Here is a 17379-nt window from a genome sequence, read left to right on the forward strand (position 1 = left end):
CGGGGTGACGATGATCAGAAGGACTGTGCGACGAGACCGAGCAGCCGGGCGACGTTTTCCTGGTCACGCAGGTAGAAGTGACCGCCGGAGAACGTGGTGGTGACTCCGGCCACCCGGACATGGTTGCCCCAGGCAAGCAACTCCTCCGGATCGACGGTGTCGTCGGCGGCGGCCAGCAGGTGGACGGCGCAGTCCGGCACCGGGTCCCGCTGGAAGCGGTACCCCGCGAGCATGCGGTAGTCGGAGCGCAGTTGCCCGGCCACCATGGCCGTCAGTTCGGGATACTCGAAGACCTCTTCCGGGATCGCCCCGAAGTCGGCATTCAGGCTCCGCAGCAGCTCCTGGTCGGACAGCAGGTGTACATCCTGATCGGCGTACGGGTAGCGATCCGGACTCGGGAACGCGGACAGCCACAGGCACACCGGCGCCGGCCGCCCCGCGGCCTGCAGGGCCCTGACCACCTCGTAGGCCAGCAAGGCACCGAAGCTGTGCCCGAACAAGGCGTAGGGAGCCGCCACGTCGAGCTCGGCAGCGATCTGTTCGGCCAGGGCGAGGAGGTCGTCGCCGGCCGGTTCGCCGAGCCGGAGACCGCGGCCGGGGAGATGCACGGGGACGATCCCGAACCCCCGGCCCTCCGGCGCCCATCCCGAGAATTCACTGGCTGACCCACCGGCATGCGGAAAGCAATACAATTGCGGCAGCGTGCGACCAGCTTTCACAATGGCGCTGATCACCACCTTTTCGCCATTTCCGCCACGCCTTTCACTTTCCACTCCGGCCGTCGGCCGATTCGGCGCCGACCGCCCGATCAGCGCCGACGAAGCCCAACAGCCACGAGAGCCTAGGCGCAGCCCGGGCGGAAGGTCAACGGCTGGCGGGTGATGTACATCACCCGCCAAGCGATCCGGGTCCGACTCCTTGCAGCAACGTGCAATTTGCTTGACGGCCATCTCAAAGATTCCCTACAGTGCCGTCTCGTTGCGCCTCGGGAAACACCCATCACTTCGCGCCACAGCGCAACGGAAATCGTCGACAAAGAGGATATCAAGTGCAAAGAATCGCAATTGTCGGTGGCGCCGGATTCGTCGGGACAAATCTCGCCCTGGAGGCCCGCCGACGCGGCTTCGACATCGTGGTGGTGGATTCCGCCGACCGGCTGTCGAGACTGCGGCACAGCGGACTCGCCGACGTCGCCGATTGCGATCTGCTCGACCTCGCCGCACCGGGCGCGGTCCTGGAGACCAAGGCGGACGTGTACGTCCATCTGGCCGCCCTGCCGCAGGTGGACTACTCGCTGTTCTATCCGGAGTCGGCAGTGGTGAACAACATCGCCTCGCTGACGACGACACTTGCCGCCGCCCGCCAGACCGGTACGCCAGTCCTGTTCACCTCGTCGATCGAGGTGTACGGCGGCAACGACGGCGCCGTCTTCCGTGAAGACGATCCGGTGCTCGCGCTGTCGCCGTACGCGGCGTCGAAGATCGGCTGCGAACACATCGTCGATTCGTACCGGGTGAACTTCGGTCTGGTGGCCACCACGGTGCGCCTCACCAACCTCTACGGCCCGTGGCAGGCTCCGGACAGAATCATTCCCCGGATCGTTCTGCAGACCCTGCTCGGCATCCCGTCGGAGGCGGTGACCGGAAGACTCCGCGACTTCCTGTACGTCGAGGACGCGGTGGATGCCCTGCTCGGCCTGCTGGAGGGCGGTCATTGGGGTCAGCGGCTCAACGTGGCCGCCGGCCACGGGGTGGCGCTGGAGGACGTTGCCTCCTCGATCCTGCGCACTGTCGGCGCCGGCGAACTGACCACCGTCGATGCTCCGCCACGCGACGGACGAGGACCGTCCTTGGTCGCGTCGCCAGATCGGCTCGAGGCCGTCACCGGCTGGACCCCTCGGACCGCCTGGACCGAAGGTCTGCAGCGCACGGTGGACTGGTACCGGGAGAACCAGTCGTGGTGGCAGCAGTTCGACCACATCGTCTCGGCCGACCGCAATGATCCGGCCTTCCTGGTGGACCACGCGTTGCCGTTGACGGCACAGCCGGTCCGATGACCGGAGTCCGTCCGGCCAGCTCACCGAGAACCGGTTTCGGTGAGTCGTCGGCCCGCGCTCTTCCCGTCGCACTGGTGTCCGGCCAAGGCAGCACCGTGTTCGGTGCCGACGGCCGCCGCTACCTCGATCTCTTCGCCGGGGCAGGCCGGTGCCTGCTCGGGCACGGAGACCCTTCGTTCACGGAGGCAATCGCGACACAGACGGGCCGGCTGGTGGCCAGCCGGCACAATCTGCCGAGCCGGGACGAGTACGACGCCGCGCTCGTGGAGTTGCTGCCGTCCGGACTCGACTGTTTGTCCTGGTTCTCCACCGGCAGCGAGGCAGTCGACACGGCCGTCCGGCTCGCGAAGGCCGCCACCGGTCGCAGCGATGTCGTCGTGTTCGACGGGGCGTTCCACGGACGGACGAGTGGCGTCGTGGATCTGACCGACCCTCACTGGAACCCGACCAGCCAAGCGCATCCCGGCGTGATCAGGTGCGCCTACCCGACCGAGACGTCCACTCCGGCCGAGGTCGATCAGGCGCGGCAACAGGTCCGAACGGCGCTGACCTCCAACCCGGCACCGGCAGCGGTGCTGATCGAGCCCGCGCAGGCCACCGGCGGAAACCGGTTCGTCGCCAGGCAGTTCCTGGCCTGGTTGTCGGCGGTCTGCCGGCAGACCGGCGTCGTACTGATCCTGGACGAGGTCTTCACCGGCTTCGGCCGGACTGGCCAGCTCCTGCTCGGACAGGCCGCCGACGTCCAGCCCGGCATCGTTGTCCTCGGCAAGGGGATGGCCAACGGCGTCCCGATCGGTGCCGTGGCGGCGACCAGCGCCATCGCGGCCGCACCTCCGCTGTCACTGCCAGGTGGGATGTCGAGCACGTTCGGCGGCAATCCGCTGTCGGCAGCAGCCGCCGCGGCCACGCTGGCCGCATTGCGACGCGACGATCTGATCCCATGGGCAGCGACCATCGGCGCCGAATGGCTCGAACTGCTCGCACAGACAGTGGGCAACCATCCAGCGGTCGCCGCAATCTCCGGCCGTGGGCTGATGATCGGTATCCAGCTCCGGCACGCGTGCTCCGCGGCCGAGGCGATCCTGCTGGACGCCGGTCTGGTCGTCGGCGTCAGCGGACGCACGCTCCGGATCAATCCTCCGTTGCGCATCGATCGGGCCGAGATCGGGACCGCGACCGACCGGCTCGGCAGCGCCCTCGACCGGATCCTCACCACGTCGGAGACACGATGAGCCTGAGCCTGCAGATCCTGGGCGCCAGCTGCGCTGTTCCCAACCCTGGCGCGGCCACCTCCTGCTACCTGCTGCGGACGGCGACGACGACGGTCCTGCTCGAATGCGGGCACGGCGCGATCGGGAAGCTGGCCGGACAGGCCGACCCGGGTGACCTCGATGCGGTGGTGATCACGCACATGCACCCCGATCACTGCATGGATCTTGTTGCTCTGCGCAACTACTGGTTCGTGCACCGGTCCGACCGGCTGCCCCTGCACCTGCCGTCGAACGGCCCGTCGGTACTGCGCGGAATCGCGGTCGCGCTCGAACTGCCGGCGGACTACTTCGACCGGGTTTTCGACATCCGGAGCTACGGCCCGGAGCAACCGTTGACGATCGGGCAGCTGCGCTTCGAGAGCCTGCGCACCAGGCACAACACGGTCGCCAACGCCGTCCGGGTCTCCGATCCGGACGGCCGCAACCTGGTCTTCAGCAGTGACACCGGGTGGTTCGCCGAGTTCGAGGACTTCGCGCGCGGTACCGACCTGCTGCTCCTCGAGCTCACCGACGCCCGGACACCCGACGGCCCGGACCGCTGGCACCTGTGTCCGCGCGACGGCGCGCGGATCATCAACGCTGCCCAGCCGTCGGAGGTCCTGCTCACCCACTACTTCGCGGCTTCCGCCGCGCAGATCCTGCAAGACGTCTCCGAGGCCTGCCCCGGAGTAGGGGTCGAGCTGGCTGTCGAGGGGGAGAGCCACCATGTCGGCCACTGATCCGGCAACGATCGGCATCGATGTCGGCGGTACCAGCGTCCGGGCCGCCCTCGTCGACGCCGGTGGGCGCCTTCGAGGCCCGCTCACCGATGTCCCCCGGGCCGGTGATCTGATCGGCCAGCTTCGGACGATCCGCGCCGAGCTCGACGGGAGCACCGGGTCCGTGGCGGGCATCGCCGTACCGGGGTCGATCGACCCGCGCAGCGGGCGGATCGGCTCGGCTCCGACCGCGCCGGCCCTGGTCGGACTCGGCGAGGACGACCTCGACTCCAGCCACCTGTGCAACGACGCGAACGCGGCACTCCTGGCCGAATGGCGCCACGGAGCCGCGGCAGGCGTCCAGAACGTCATCGGTCTCTTCTCCGGGACCGGAGTCGGCGGCGGCGTGATCGTCGACGGCTCCCTGCTGGTCGGAGCTCGTGGCCTCGGCGGCGAGCTTGGTCACCTGGTCCTCGATCCGGCCGGCCCGGTCTGCGGCTGCGGCGGGAACGGCTGCCTGGAACAGTTCGCCTCGGGAACCGCGATCGCCCGGTGGTACGCCGAACGGACCGGCAACCAACGGTCTACCGCCGAGGTGGCACGGGCTGCCCGGGCCGGTGACGCAGCGGCCGCGCAGGCGTTCGCCGTGGCCGGAGGATGGCTCGGCGTCGGAGCTGCCGGTCTGGCCAACATCTTCAACCCGGAGATGATCGTCGTCGGCGGTGGTGTCGCCGCCGCCTGGGACCTGGTCGAGGCCGCCTTCGGCCAAGCAGTGCGGGTCCACACCATGCCGATGATCCGGGACGGCCTGCAGGTCCGGGTCGGCGAACTCGGCCGAGCCGCCGGAGTGATCGGTGCCGCGGCCGCAGCACGCCACGGGACCACGCCATGACCGACGTCCTGCCGCTGTCCCGGGAGACCGCACGCACGGCCTTCGCTTCGCTGGCGACGGCGGTTGCCGTCGTGACCACCGTCGATCGCAACGGCCCGCAAGGCATGACCGTCAGCTCGCTGTGCACCTTGTCTCTCGATCCGCCAAGGCTTCTGCTGGCCTGCTCCTGTGCCTCCCGAACGCTCGCCGCGATCCTAGACAACGGCCGGTACGCCGTGAACGTGCTCACGTCCGGGCAGGCAGAGCTGGCGTCCCGGTTCGCTGCTCCTTTCGACCTCCCCAAGTTCGACTCCGTCGCCTGGTCCGCCCATGCCGGCCTTCCGGTCCTGGATGGGTGCGCCGTGGTCTACGGCGCGACGATCGACGAGGCCGTCACGACCGGCGACCACTCCGTCCTGATCGGCTCGGTGGACTGGCACCTGTCCGGACCGGGCGATCCGTTGCTCAGGTACCGGCACACCTACCGCAACCTGCCGGCCGCCGAACCGCCGGCCACCGAACCCCGAAGGAGTCATCCGTGATGACCGGACCGTCCGACCGCTCCGAACGAGCGCACACCCTCGATCTCCTGATCCAGGACGTGATCGCTCCGGCCGCGACCGATGTCGATGCCCAGGGCACCTTTCCCACCAAGAGCATCCTGGCCTTGAAGGAGGCCGGTTTCCTCGGCCTGACAGTTCCGCGGGCGCATGGTGGCTACGAGGCCTCGGCCGCCGAGGTGGCCGAGGTCGTCACCCGGATCGGCACCGCCTGCGCCTCGACGGCGATGGTCTACGTGATGCACCTGACGGCACTGAACTCCTTCCTGGCCCTGCCCGACGAGGCCGGGCGTGCCGCCTATCTCGACCAGATCATGACCGCGGGCTGGCTGGTCACCGAGGCCATCAGTGAGCCCGGTTCGGGATCGCAGTGGTGGTCGGTCGAGAGCACCGCAGAGGAGACGGCGAATGGCTATCGCATCGTCGCCGACAAGAGCTTCTCGACCTCGGCCGGACATGCCGACCTGTACGTCGTCTCGACCAGGACCCCGGGCGGTACCAGCGACCGCGACCACGCGGTCTTCGCCGTCCGGGCCGACCAGGGCGACATCAAGCACGGGACCTGGCGCGGCCTCGGCCTGGCCGGCAACAGCAGCACCTGGATCACCTTTCGTTCCGACGTCGACAAGTCGGCGTTGCTGTACTCGGGAGCCGGTGGCGCCGGCCTGCGTCAGTACAACGAGATCAACCAGCCGATCTACCACCTCGGCATCTCGGCCGCCTACCTCGGAATCGCCACCGCTGCCTACGAGGCGGCGCTGGGCAGGATCAGGTCCCGGCGCTACAGCGGGAACCCGAGCGGTCACGGTTCACAGCTCAGCCAGTACCCGATCGCCCGTCGGCACGTCGGCGAGATGGCGATCCGGATCGCTGCGCTGCGCTCACTGGTGGCCGACCTTGCGCGTCAGATCGACGACGGCAACACCCTGGACGAGCTCGCCGTCCTGATGACCGCCTGTAAGGTGGTGGGCGCCGAGACGGCTCCTGCCGTCGCGCACGAAGCCATGCTGGCCAGTGGCGGTGTCGCCTACGCCCGCGGACCGCTGCCGATCGAGCGGCACCTTCGGGACGCGCTCGCCGGTTCGCTGATGGGACCGAACGACGACTTCTGCAAGGAACTGGTCGGCCGGCTGGAGATCGACTCGGCTTCCTACCATGATCTCTGAGCGGGTTCGGATCGCTCGGACGATCGCCACGGCGGCGGCCGGGACCGCGGCGTCGTGGCAACACCGCGCCGGGCTGAAGTCCCGGTCGAAGGCCGACGGCTCAGTCGTCACCGACGCCGACCTCGCGACCGAGGAGCACGTGCGTAAACTCCTGGCCGAATACTGCCCGGGTGAGCACGTCGTCGGTGAGGAGTTTGGCGGCCGCTCCCAGGACTCGGCCGACTGCTGGATCGTCGATCCGATCGACGGGACCGAGAACTTCCGTCGTGGCTCGCCGTTCTGGGGCGTCCTGCTGGCTTGGCAGTCCACCGGCGCCGTCGCGGCGGCCGCAGTGGTCGCACCTGCCATGGGCCGCAACTGGTGGGCAGGCCGCGGCGAGGGCGCTTTCACCGACGGCGATCGCCGGCTCGAGGTGTCGACAATCGCCGAGCTGAACGAGTCCGCTTTCTGTTTCGGCGGGGCCCATGAATACGGGCATGTCGAAGTGCAGCGCCTGGCCGCGTTCGCCGCCGGGTGCCGTACGGCGTGGGGCATCGGCAACTTCGCCGGTCATCTGCAGGTTGCCGAGGGGATCTCCGATGGCGCCCTGTCGGTCGATGCCTCGATCTGGGACCTCGCGGCGCCGGCACTCATCGTCGCCGAAGCCGGTGGTCGCTGGAGCGATGTGGCAGGCAAATCTGATCTGCACACCGGATCACTGCTGTCGGCCAATCCGTCCATCCATCCTGCGCTACTGGCCGGCATCGGTACGGCGCTCCGCCCCACGACCGAGGAGGCGGCCCGATGCGGCCTGTCCGAGGACTGATCCTGGCGGCCGGCCTCGGGACCCGGCTCGCCCCCCTGACCACCGGTCTCCCGAAACCTTTGTTCCCGGTGCTGAATTACCCGATCATCGTTCATGTCATCGAGCGGATGCGGGCCCACGGAATTGTTGATCTGGCCATCAACATTCATCACCTCGGAGCGGAGATCGAGGAGTATCTGGGCTCCGGCGAACGACTCGGTGTGAATATCACGTGGTTCCGGGAGAAAGAGCTCCTGGGGACCGGGGGAATTCTGCGCAGGTCGGCAGAGTTCTGGCAGGATTCGACGCTGGTGGTCACCGCGGGCGACATGCTGTCGACGCTGGATCTCACCGACCTGGTCGCGTTCCATCGACGGCACGACGGTCTCGCTACGGTCGGCACCTTCCTGCACGGCTGGCCACTGGAGGAGTTCGGCGGCGATGTCGCCGTACCGCGTCCGGGGAGCACCGTCGTGTCCGAATACCAGCCGAAACCCGGGCGCGAGGCGCGGAGCCGGCATGCGGCCACCGGTGTCTGGGCCTTCGAGCCAGGAGTGGTCACGCATCTTCCGCAGGCCACGGTGTTCGATCTGAACAAGGATTTCCTGCCCCCGTTCGCGGCCACCGGGCTCCTGCACGCCTACACCGCCGACCACGAGTTCGACGACTTCGGTCAGGCCGAAGGGTACGTCGACGGCACGGCACTGGCACTCGAGGGCAAGCTCGGTGTCCGGCCGCGGGAGCCCGAAGTGGCTCCCGGTCTCTTCATATCTCCGACAGCCGTGATAGGCGCGGGGGTGACTCTGGAGGCGCCTGTCGTGATCGGGCCGGCGACCGTGGTCGAGGACGGGTCCCGGATCGAGGGCCCGACCGTGATCGGCGGCGGCTGTGTCGTCGAAGCCGGCGCGATCATCAGCAACTCGGTACTGCTACCCGGCGTCCGGGTCGCGCGCGGGCAACTGGTCGCCCGCGCACTGCTCGGCGATTCGTTTCGGACCGTCCCCGCGATCAGGGAACACCACCTGCCGTGCTGAACCGGCCACGGCGGGGGCGGTCACAGTCGGCCGGCCGCCTTGCGCTGCATGAACAGACCGAGCGCTGCCACCGACGGCGCGTCGCGGAACCGTCCGTCCGCGATCAGCTGCCAGACCTCCTCCTCGGAGAACCACCTGCTGATCAGGCCAGCCTCCTCGGCGTCGAGGTCCGTCGTGCCCTGGGTGAGGTCGGTGGCCAGGATGATGTGCACGCCCTGGTCGCAGTAGCCGTACGCCTCATAGAGATAGCCGAGCTCCACCATCGAGGCCGCGGACAGACCGGTCTCCTCCGCGAGCTCACCGGCCGCCAGGTCGAGCGGGTCGGCGTCCGGCCGCTCCTCCCAGGAACCCTGGGGGAATTCCCAGTACCGGCCCCGCACCGGGTAGCGGTACTGCTCGACGAGATGAAACCCGCCGGCGCCGTACGGCACCACCAACGCGAAATCCGGCTTCTCGACGACACCGAAGATGCCCCGGGCACCGTCGTGCCGCAGCGTCTGGTCCTCACGAACAGTCATCCAGCGGTTCTGGTAGACGATCGCGGAATCGGTCGCGACAATCTCATGGCCGGCCGGGGCCGGAGCGGCGGTTTCGTTCAGCATGCCCGGGACGGTAGCCCACTCCGGCGACAGATGACAAACACCCGAATTCCGCCCGAAACGCGGACCGATATTCCGGAAAGCAGCGAGATCAGGCCATGAACGACATTGACGAACGCCCCCTCGAGGCTCAGGTACTGGCCATTTGGTCGGCGGTGCTCGGTCATTCGGCGCTGGGTCTCGACGACGATCTGCTGGACCGTGGAATGACCTCGCTGGCCGCCATTCGCGGACTCGCCGCGCTCCGCCGGGAGCTGGGCTGCGGGCTGTCTCTCGACGACCTGTTGCAGCTCCGGACGCCGCGCCGGATCGCGGCGGCGCAGCACCACGCCGACCGGCCGATTGTGGCGAAGACGACGGACGCCGCCCGGAAACTGACCGACCAGCAGCAGGCCATGGTCCAGGTGATCGACGGTCGGCCCGACACGTCGTACCTACTGAGCGATCTCTTCGAACTCGTGGGACCCGTGGACGGGCCACGCCTGGCGGCCGCTCTGCTCACGTTGCCGGAGCGGCACGAGGCACTGCGATTGCGGGTCGTCAGCCCGACCCAAGGCGCCATCGCGCGACCCGACGACTCGGCGGTGCGGAACGCCGTCGAGTACGCGGGCGACAGCGCCGTCCGCGATCTGGACGAAATTCGCGCGCACCTGGGCCGGCCGTTCCGGCTGGACGCCGACATTCCGTTTCGTGCGATGCTTCTGCGCGCTCCGGACAGCTGGATCCTCGGACTGGCTACCCATCACATCGCGTCGGACGCCTGGAGCCACCACGTACTCCTGGAAGATCTTGCCATCGCGTATCACGGTCAGACGGAGGTTCCGCCGGCACCGAGTTACTGGAGTGCCCTGGCGGCCGACCCACAGCCATGGGCTCCCGATCTGTGGACCGACATCCTCGACCGCCCGTACGACGGAATGCGCGTCCTGGCCCCCGCCACCGGACGCGGACCGATCGGCACCGCGACCGCCCCGATCCCTGGTCACGTCGACAGCGCCCAGCGGCTCGACGCGAACCGGCTCTTGGTCGCCGCGACCTTGCGGGCCGTGTCTGCAACCATCGGCGACTCCGCGGCCCTGATCGGGATTCCGTTCGCCGGCCGGCTGACATCCGATGCCCTGCAAGCCGTCGGGTACTTCTCCAACACCATCTTCGTCGGCGTCGACCTGGCCGAGCACCGCACGGGTGCCGATCTGCTGGCCGAGGTTTCGCGCCAGATGCTGCTCGGGCGGACGAAGCTGTGTCGTGACTGGCGCCGGCTGATGCCGGCCGAGCGGCATGTTCTGTTCACGACTAGAGTGATCTGCGATGCGGTCGACGACGTCACCGGCCTTCCGGAACTGGATGGCATTACGTTGTCCCGCGTGGACGAGTCGGCCTCGGACACCGGCAACCGGCCGATCACCGTCCAGCTTCGCCGTACGGGTGCAGGCTTGGTGGTCTCCTGCCAGTTCCGCGTCGATGTCCTGTCCAGCGAGGTTGCCCAGGATTTCACCGCTCGGGTCGCCGGAGCGTTCGCCACCTTGTCCGCCGACGCCTGATGGATACAGCTGCGGGCACCTACGACCGTTTGCACGCGTCCGGCATTCCTGTTCTCAGCAAGGGGCAGTACGCCGGCGAGGTCCTGCCCGTCGACGGAGATCCGCGGTGGGGCCTGAGCGCAGTCCTCGTACCACCCCCGCGACTCGCCACCCGGCTGGCCGGAATCGCTACGTTATTGGTCGCGGACCGGACCGGTCGGCACATGCATTACCGGCCGCGCGACATCCACTTCACCGTCCGCAGTCTCGAGGCTTATCAGACGGATGTGGACCAGGCCACCGTCGAACGGCATGCGGCAACTCTCCATGACTGTCTCCGCGGCCTGACCTTCGAGGTCAGGATCCGCGGGATCGCTGTCACCGGGTCCGGGATCATTGCCTGTGGCTACCCCTCGGCGGCGTTCGGTATTCTCCGGGCCAGACTCCATCAGTCCGCGGCCACCCGGCCGGCGCTTCCACCCAGCGTCGACTCGGCCCGGATCCGGAACACCTGCCACGCTTCGTTACTGGTCATGCGTCCGCCCGCCGAACCGGAAGCAGAGTTGGCGGCTCGCGCGGACGCGCTGCGGCACCAGGAATTCGGGAGCTTTCTTCCCCATCGGATCCACCTGGTGCGCTACACCTTCGCGGAACAGCGGGTCCGTATGCATCGATTGACCAGCGTGGTCCTGCCGTGACTACATCCTCGGGCAACTTTTTGATTGCGGACACGCCCGATAAGTCACAAAACACCTACTTACGGCTAACGTGCACGCATGGACGAGGATGTCGTGCGCGAGCGGGATGCCCGCGCCTACGAGGCCGTGCACGACGCGGCCGACTTCACCGAGCTGAAGCGACGGTACAAGAACTTCGTGGTGCCGTGGACGATCGCCTTCATGGCGTGGTACCTGGCCTACGTTGCCTGTAACAACTGGGCCCGCGACTTCATGAAGACGCAGGTCATCGGCAACATCAACGTCGCGCTGGTCTTCGGCCTGCTGCAGTTCGTGTCGACGTTCGTGATCGCCGCCATCTACGGCCGGTTCGCGAACCGCAAGCTCGATCCGCTGGCCGCCGGCCTGAACGCCAAGTACAAGAGGGAGCGCCGCCGGTGAGCCTCGTCCCGCTGTTGATCCCACCGAGCTTGATTCCCTTGGCCGATGGCGAACCCGGCAACCGGGTGCTGACCATCTCGCTGTTCTCCGCGGTCGTTGCTGTGACGCTGTACATCACCTGGTGGGCGTCCCGGCAGAACAAGACGGCTGCCGACTACTACGCCGGCGGCCGCTCCTTCAGCGGCGCTCAGAACGGCCTCGCCGTCGCCGGTGACTACATGTCGGCGGCATCCTTCCTCGGCATCTCCGGCTCGATCGCCCTCTACGGGTACGACGGCTTCCTCTACTCGATCGGGTTCCTGGTGGCCTGGCTGGTGGCGCTGCTGCTGGTCGCCGAGCTGCTGCGGAACTCCGGCCGGTTCACGATGGCCGACCAGCTGGCCTTCCGGATGAAGCAGAAGCCGGTCCGGACCGCGGCCGCCACCTCCACGATCGTGGTCTCGATCTTCTATCTGCTGGCCCAGATGGTCGGCGCCGGTTCGCTGGTCGGACTGCTGCTCGGAGTGAAGAGCGAGGGCGTGAAGGCCGGCGTGATCATCCTGGTCGGCGCACTGATGATCGTCTACGTGACGATCGGCGGGATGAAGGGCACCACCTGGGTGCAGATCGTGAAGGCCGTGCTGCTGATGACCGGCACCGTGCTGATCACCTTCCTGGTGATGCTGAAGTTCGACTTCAACATCTCCAAGCTGCTCGGTGCGGCCGCGGCGAACTCGGGTAAGGGCGAAGCGTTCCTGCAGCCGGGTCTGCTCTACGGCAAGGACCTGGTCGGCCAGATCGACTTCCTGTCGCTCGGGCTCGCACTGGTCCTCGGTACGGCGGGGCTCCCGCACATCCTGATCCGTTTCTACACCGTGCCCGACTCGCGGTCGGCGCGTCGCTCGGTGCAGTGGGCGATCGGCCTGATCGGCGCGTTCTACCTGATGACGCTGGCCCTCGGCTTCGGCGCCGCGGCCCTGCTGAACACCGCCAAGGGTTCGCCCGTCGAGACTTCCAAGGGGAATGTCGCCTCGCCGCTGCTGGCCGAGTCGGTCGGTGGTGGCGCGGGGTCGGTCGGTGGGTCGATCCTGCTGGCGCTGATCGCGGCGGTCGCGTTCGCCACGATTCTCGCGGTGGTCGCGGGGCTGACGCTGACCTCGGCGTCGTCGTTCGCGCATGACCTGTATGCCAACGTGATCGCGAAGACCAAGCCGTCGGAGAAGAGCGAGCTGCGGGTCGCCCGGTTCGCGGCGATCGGGATCGGTGCGGTCGCGATCGCGCTGGCGATCCCGGCCCAGAAGCTGAACATCGCCTTCCTGGTCGCGCTCGCCTTCGCGGTGGCCGCCTCGGCGAACCTGCCGTCGCTGCTGTTCAACCTGTTCTGGAAGCGGTTCAACACCTCCGGCGCGGTCTGGAGCATCTACGGCGGCCTGATCTCCGCGGTCGTGCTGGTGGCCTTCTCGCCGGTCGTGTCGGGCAAGCCGACCTCGATGATCACCGGCGCGGACTTCGCCTGGTTCCCGCTGTCGAACCCGGGCATCGTGTCGATCCCGCTCGGCTTCCTGTTCGGTGTGCTCGGCACATACCTCGGCAAGGACCGGTCCTCCGAGGCCCGCTACACCGAGCTCTCCGTCCGCGCGCTCACCGGCGCCGGCGCGGAAGGTGTCACCAAGCACTGACCTCTCCCCCAAAGGCCCGGCTCGCAGCTGCGAGTCGGGCCTTTGGGTTTTTCTCGAACCGTTGACGCTTTCGTAGCACTGCCGTAACAATGAGCCAGCGCTACGCAAGAACTTGGCAAACTGACGAAACTTCCAGACTCTCGCGTGGCTGCTGCTCCGTTGCGTTCTCCACCGCCCATCAGGAGAGGCCATGCGAATTCCCCATTGGCGGATAGTTACCGCCTTGCTCGCCGCGACACTCGCGGCAGGTGCATTAGTCCCTCAGAGCCCTTCCGCGAGCGCCGCCGTACTGGCCGGTCCGAACCTTGCCGCCGGCAAGACTGCCGCGGCCGGCTCCGTCACCCAGAACTACGTCGCGTCGAACGTGACGGACGGCAACCAGGGCACCTACTGGGAGAGCGCCAACAACGCCTTCCCGCAGTGGGTCCAGGTCGACCTCGGCTCGTCGATCGCCACCAACCAGGTCGTGCTCAAACTCCCGACCGGCTGGGGCTCCCGCAACCAGACCCTCGCAGTCCAGGGCAGTACCGACGGACAGAACTTCAACGACCTGTCCGCGGCCGCCTCCCGGGCCTTCAACTCGCCGACCAACACGGTCACCGTCGACTACGGCAACGCGACCGTGCGGTTCGTCCGGATCCAGGTCACCGCGAACACCGGCTGGCCGGCCGGGCAGCTGTCCGAGCTCGAGGTCTACGGCCCGGACACCGGTGACACACAGGCACCCACCGCCCCGGGGAGTCTGTCCTTCACCGAGCCCGGCGCGGGCCAGATCCGGCTCGCCTGGGCCGCGTCCACCGACAACGTCGGAGTGACCGGGTACGACGTGTACGCCAACGGCCAACTGCGCACCAGCGTGGCCGGGAACGCACTGACTTACACGGACAACCAGCCGACAAGTACGACGATCTCGTACTTCGTCCGGGCAAAAGATGCCGCTGGCAACCAGTCTGGCAACAGCAACACGGTCACCCGGAACGGCAGTCAGGGTCCCGGCAGCAACCTCGCGCTCGGGAAGCCGATCACGGCCTCCGGGTTCGTGCACACGTTCGTCGCGACGAACGCGAACGACGACAACGTGACGACGTACTGGGAAGGCAACGCCAACCCGGCCACGCTCACCACTGAACTGGGCGCCAACGCCGACATCAGTTCGATCGTGATCCGGCTCAACCCGGATTCGGCGTGGGGTCCGCGGACGCAGACCTTCTCGATCCTCGGCCGCGAACAGAGCTCGACGACGTTCAGCACGATCGTCGCGAGTGCGTCGTACAGCTTCAATCCGTCGTCGGGGAACCTGGTGACCATCCCGGTCAGTGCCCGGGTGGCCGACGTACGGCTGAACTTCACCGCTAACACGGGCGCTCCAGCTGGTCAGGTCGCCGAGTTCCAGGTGATGGGCGCGCCGGCGCCGAACCCGGATCTCACGCTGGGTGGTTTGGCTTGGACGCCGACCTCGCCGGTCGAGACGGACACGATCACAGTGCGCGGGACGGTCAGCAACACGGGCTCGGCTGCGTCTGGTGCGACCGATGTGAACTTCTACCTCGGTACGACGAAGGTTGGTACGGCGGCCGTCGGGGCTATCGCGGCTGGTGGATCGACCACGGTCAGTGCGTCGATCGGTGCGCGGGACGCGGGTAGTTACACGCTGAGCGCGAAGGTCGACGAGGCCAACACCGTCATCGAGCAGAACGATGCGAACAACTCGGCCTCGGCGGCGACCGCGCTTGTGGTGACTCCGGTTGCCAGCTCGGACCTGATCGCGTCGGCGGTCAACTGGACGCCGAACAACCCGTCCGCGGGGAACAGTGTCGCCTTCTCGGTGGTGCTGAAGAACCAGGGCAGTATCGCCACTGCATCGGGGGCGCACGGGATCACGCTGACGTTGCTGAACGGGAGTTCGACGGTTGCCACGCTCACCGGTTCGTACAACGGTTCGCTGGCGGCGGGTGCTTCCACCACAGCCATTGCCCTGGGCAACTGGACCGCGGCGAACGGGCGGTACACCGCGCGCGTCGTACTGGCTGATGACGCGAACGAACTGCCGGTCAAGCGGACGAACAACACCAGCGAGCGGCCGTTCTTCGTGGGTCGCGGCGCGAACATGCCGTACGACCACCTCGAGGCTGAGGACGCCTCGGTCGGTGGTGGCGCTCAGGTCGTCGGGCCGAACCGGACCATCGGCGACCTTGCTGGTGAGGCTTCCGGGCGGCGTGCGGTCACGCTGAACGCGAACGGCTCGTTCGTCGAGTTCACCACCCGCGCGTCGACGAACACCCTCGTCACCCGGTTCTCCATCCCGGACTCGGCCGGTGGTGGCGGGATCAACTCGACGATCAACGTGTATGTGAACGGCACGTTCCACAAGGCGTTGCCGCTGACATCGAAGTACTCGTGGCTGTACGGGTCGGAGTCCGGACCGAGCAACTCACCGGGCGCGGGTCCGGCTCGGCACATCTACGACGAAGCGAGCATCATGCTCGACTCGACCGTGCCTGCTGGATCCAAGATCAAGCTGCAGAAGGATCCGGCGAACTCGACGACGTACTCGATCGACTTCGTCGACACGGAGCAGGTCGCGCCTATCGGCAACCCTGGTGCGGGATTCGTGACGCCGACTGGGTTCACTCAGCAGGATGTGCAGGCGGCGATCGACCGGGTGCGTCAGGACGCCACTCTGCAGGGTGTGTATCTGCCGGCTGGTGAGTACCCGACGTCGTCGAAGTTCAACGTGTACGGCAAGGCTGTGCGGATCGTCGGTGCGGGGCCGTGGTTCACGCGGTTCGTGGCACCGCAGACGCAGACGAACACGGACATCGGGTTCAGCTCGCAGTCGTCGGCGAACGGATCGACGTTCAGCGGGTTCTCGTACTTCGGGAACTACGACAGCCGCAACGACGGACCGGGCAAGGTCTTCGACTTCAACGGTACGGCGAACATGACGATCGACAACATCTGGGTCGAGCACCAGATGTGTCTCTACTGGGGGGCCAACACCGACACCTCGACGATCAAGAACTCCCGGATCCGGAACATCTTTGCCGACGGCATCAACATGACCAACGGCTCGGCCGGCAACACCGTCAGCAACAACGACGCCCGGTCCACCGGTGACGACAGTTTCGCCCTCTTCAACGCCATCGACGGTGGCGGCGGCGAGGTCCGGGACAACGTCTTCGAGAACCTGTCCGCAACGCTGACCTGGCGAGCCGCCGGCTTCGCGGTCTACGGCGGTACGAACAACATCTTCCGCAACCTGTACGCCGCGGACATGCTGACGTACCCCGGTGTCACGATCAGCTCGCTCGACTTCGGCATCCCGATGAACGGCTTCGGGGCCACCCCACCGACCCGCTTCGAGAACGTGTCACTGGTCCGCTCCGGCGGCCACTTCTGGGGCAACCAGGCCTTCCCGGCGCTCTGGATCTTCTCGGCCTCCAAGGTCTACCAGGGGATCCGCGTGACTGATCTGGACATCGTCGATCCGACCTACAGCGGCATCATGTTCCAGACCAACTACGTCGGCGGTCAGCCCCAGTTCCCGGTCGCCGACACCATCTTCACCAACACCACCATCACCGGCGCCCGCAAGTCCGGCGACGCCTTCGACGCCAAATCCGGCTTCGGCCTCTGGGCCAACGAACTCCCCGAACCCGGCCAGGGCCCCGCCGTCGGCAACGTCACCTTCAACAACCTCACCCTGTCCAACAACGCGGTAGACATCCGCAACACCACCACAACCTTCACCATCACCCGCAACTGACATCAGCCCTTCAGGAGCCGCCGGCGTACGCGTCGGCGGCTCCTGCCGTTGGTCAGCTGTTTTGTACGAGGAGGGTTTGGGCGGTGGGGGTTAGGGAGTGCAGGGAGGTGCCTTGGGAGCGGTGGGTGGTGAGGAGGGCGGCGGCTCGGAGGATTCGGGTGTGTTCGGAGGCTGAGGCCAGGGAGATGCGGACCCGGCGGGCTAGTTGGGTGGTGCTGGCGGGGGTGATGAGGGAGCGGAGTACGGCGGCTCGGGTGCGGCCGAGGAGGGCGGCGAGG

At 67.4% G+C, this 17379-nt stretch carries 15 protein-coding genes and 1 pseudogene; 13 read left to right on the plus strand and 3 right to left on the minus strand.

The annotated features are described in order from the left end of the window. Nucleotides 1-14: 14 nt before the first annotated feature. Entirely contained in the window at nucleotides 15-950 is a 936-nt protein-coding gene (locus E1261_RS12785; RefSeq protein WP_132406142.1) for a thioesterase II family protein, read from the minus strand. Nucleotides 951-1048: 98 nt separating this feature from the next. Here E1261_RS12785 and E1261_RS12790 point away from each other — a divergent pair, with 98 nt between their 5' ends. From E1261_RS12790 to E1261_RS12825, 8 genes are read left to right on the plus strand one after another with little or no spacing between them, the layout of a single operon-like run. Then, nucleotides 1049-2056 (plus strand): NAD-dependent epimerase/dehydratase family protein, encoded by a 1008-nt coding sequence (locus E1261_RS12790; protein WP_165952478.1) that lies wholly within the window; start codon nucleotides 1049-1051, stop codon nucleotides 2054-2056. Continuing rightward, nucleotides 2053-3288 (plus strand): aminotransferase class III-fold pyridoxal phosphate-dependent enzyme, encoded by a 1236-nt coding sequence (locus tag E1261_RS12795; protein ID WP_132406146.1) that lies wholly within the window; start codon nucleotides 2053-2055, stop codon nucleotides 3286-3288. Before E1261_RS12790 ends, E1261_RS12795 begins: the two co-directional genes overlap by 4 nt. Next, the gene (locus E1261_RS12800) at nucleotides 3285-4046 is read left to right on the plus strand and encodes an MBL fold metallo-hydrolase (protein ID WP_132406148.1); all 762 of its coding nucleotides are present in this window, start codon (nucleotides 3285-3287) and stop codon (nucleotides 4044-4046) included. The genes E1261_RS12795 and E1261_RS12800 overlap by 4 nt, the downstream gene beginning before the upstream one ends. Then, nucleotides 4033-4917 (plus strand): ROK family protein, encoded by an 885-nt coding sequence (locus E1261_RS12805; protein WP_132406150.1) that lies wholly within the window; start codon nucleotides 4033-4035, stop codon nucleotides 4915-4917. The genes E1261_RS12800 and E1261_RS12805 overlap by 14 nt, the downstream gene beginning before the upstream one ends. Then, nucleotides 4914-5438, plus strand: a complete 525-nt coding sequence (locus E1261_RS12810) for a flavin reductase family protein (RefSeq protein ID WP_132406152.1) — start codon at nucleotides 4914-4916, stop codon at nucleotides 5436-5438. The genes E1261_RS12805 and E1261_RS12810 overlap by 4 nt, the downstream gene beginning before the upstream one ends. Further along, on the plus strand, nucleotides 5438-6622 hold the full coding sequence (locus tag E1261_RS12815; protein WP_132406154.1) for an acyl-CoA dehydrogenase family protein: 1185 nt from the start codon (nucleotides 5438-5440) through the stop codon (nucleotides 6620-6622). Before E1261_RS12810 ends, E1261_RS12815 begins: the two co-directional genes overlap by 1 nt. Continuing rightward, a complete protein-coding gene (locus tag E1261_RS12820; RefSeq protein WP_132406156.1) occupies nucleotides 6612-7427 on the plus strand; it encodes an inositol monophosphatase family protein in 816 nt (271 codons plus the stop codon). Before E1261_RS12815 ends, E1261_RS12820 begins: the two co-directional genes overlap by 11 nt. Next, nucleotides 7406-8440, plus strand: coding sequence for a nucleotidyltransferase family protein (locus E1261_RS12825; protein ID WP_132406158.1), 1035 nt, complete (start codon nucleotides 7406-7408; stop codon nucleotides 8438-8440). The genes E1261_RS12820 and E1261_RS12825 overlap by 22 nt, the downstream gene beginning before the upstream one ends. A 20-nt stretch (nucleotides 8441-8460) precedes the next feature. Here the strand turns inward: E1261_RS12825 and E1261_RS12830 are convergent, their stop codons facing one another. After that, nucleotides 8461-9042 carry an NUDIX domain-containing protein gene (locus tag E1261_RS12830; RefSeq protein ID WP_202874653.1) on the minus strand — a complete coding sequence of 194 codons (582 nt, stop codon included), beginning with the start codon at nucleotides 9040-9042 and terminating at the stop codon, nucleotides 8461-8463. Between the two features lie 95 nt (nucleotides 9043-9137). Here E1261_RS12830 and E1261_RS12835 point away from each other — a divergent pair, with 95 nt between their 5' ends. From E1261_RS12835 to E1261_RS12855, 5 genes are all read left to right on the plus strand, one after another. Next, the gene (locus tag E1261_RS12835; protein WP_132406160.1) at nucleotides 9138-10580 is read left to right on the plus strand and encodes a condensation domain-containing protein; all 1443 of its coding nucleotides are present in this window, start codon (nucleotides 9138-9140) and stop codon (nucleotides 10578-10580) included. After that, on the plus strand, nucleotides 10580-11257 hold the full coding sequence (locus tag E1261_RS12840; RefSeq protein WP_132406162.1) for a hypothetical protein: 678 nt from the start codon (nucleotides 10580-10582) through the stop codon (nucleotides 11255-11257). Before E1261_RS12835 ends, E1261_RS12840 begins: the two co-directional genes overlap by 1 nt. Nucleotides 11258-11335: 78 nt before the next feature. Next, a complete protein-coding gene (locus E1261_RS12845) occupies nucleotides 11336-11677 on the plus strand; it encodes a DUF485 domain-containing protein (protein ID WP_132406164.1) in 342 nt (113 codons plus the stop codon). Between the two features lie 17 nt (nucleotides 11678-11694). Beyond that, complete coding sequence (locus E1261_RS12850) at nucleotides 11695-13335, plus strand: solute symporter family protein (protein WP_132406178.1); 1641 nt, start codon at nucleotides 11695-11697, stop codon at nucleotides 13333-13335. 190 nt (nucleotides 13336-13525) lie between these two features. After that, nucleotides 13526-17101 carry a discoidin domain-containing protein gene (locus tag E1261_RS12855; RefSeq protein ID WP_132406166.1) on the plus strand — a complete coding sequence of 1192 codons (3576 nt, stop codon included), beginning with the start codon at nucleotides 13526-13528 and terminating at the stop codon, nucleotides 17099-17101. A 52-nt stretch (nucleotides 17102-17153) separates the two neighbouring features. On the opposite strand, the pseudogene E1261_RS12860 reads toward E1261_RS12855, so the two are convergent. Next, nucleotides 17154-17379, minus strand: a pseudogene (locus E1261_RS12860) (ArsR family transcriptional regulator); the annotation flags it as partial.

Origin of the sequence: Kribbella albertanoniae (assembly GCF_004348455.1) — a bacterium.
In the GTDB taxonomy this organism is placed as follows: Bacteria; Actinomycetota; Actinomycetes; order Propionibacteriales; family Kribbellaceae; genus Kribbella; species Kribbella albertanoniae.

Coding starts and splice junctions, on each gene's coding strand:
- E1261_RS12805 (WP_132406150.1), top strand. CDS start 4,033: ATGTCGGCCACTGATCCGGCAACGATCGGCATCGATGTCGGCGGTACC.
- E1261_RS12830 (WP_202874653.1), bottom strand. CDS start 9,042: ATGCTGAACGAAACCGCCGCTCCGGCCCCGGCCGGCCATGAGATTGTC.
- E1261_RS12820 (WP_132406156.1), top strand. CDS start 6,612: ATGATCTCTGAGCGGGTTCGGATCGCTCGGACGATCGCCACGGCGGCG.
- E1261_RS12795 (WP_132406146.1), top strand. CDS start 2,053: ATGACCGGAGTCCGTCCGGCCAGCTCACCGAGAACCGGTTTCGGTGAG.
- E1261_RS12845 (WP_132406164.1), top strand. CDS start 11,336: ATGGACGAGGATGTCGTGCGCGAGCGGGATGCCCGCGCCTACGAGGCC.
- E1261_RS12785 (WP_132406142.1), bottom strand. CDS start 950: ATGGCCGTCAAGCAAATTGCACGTTGCTGCAAGGAGTCGGACCCGGAT.
- E1261_RS12855 (WP_132406166.1), top strand. CDS start 13,526: ATGCGAATTCCCCATTGGCGGATAGTTACCGCCTTGCTCGCCGCGACA.
- E1261_RS12800 (WP_132406148.1), top strand. CDS start 3,285: ATGAGCCTGAGCCTGCAGATCCTGGGCGCCAGCTGCGCTGTTCCCAAC.
- E1261_RS12835 (WP_132406160.1), top strand. CDS start 9,138: ATGAACGACATTGACGAACGCCCCCTCGAGGCTCAGGTACTGGCCATT.
- E1261_RS12825 (WP_132406158.1), top strand. CDS start 7,406: ATGCGGCCTGTCCGAGGACTGATCCTGGCGGCCGGCCTCGGGACCCGG.
- E1261_RS12840 (WP_132406162.1), top strand. CDS start 10,580: ATGGATACAGCTGCGGGCACCTACGACCGTTTGCACGCGTCCGGCATT.
- E1261_RS12810 (WP_132406152.1), top strand. CDS start 4,914: ATGACCGACGTCCTGCCGCTGTCCCGGGAGACCGCACGCACGGCCTTC.
- E1261_RS12815 (WP_132406154.1), top strand. CDS start 5,438: ATGACCGGACCGTCCGACCGCTCCGAACGAGCGCACACCCTCGATCTC.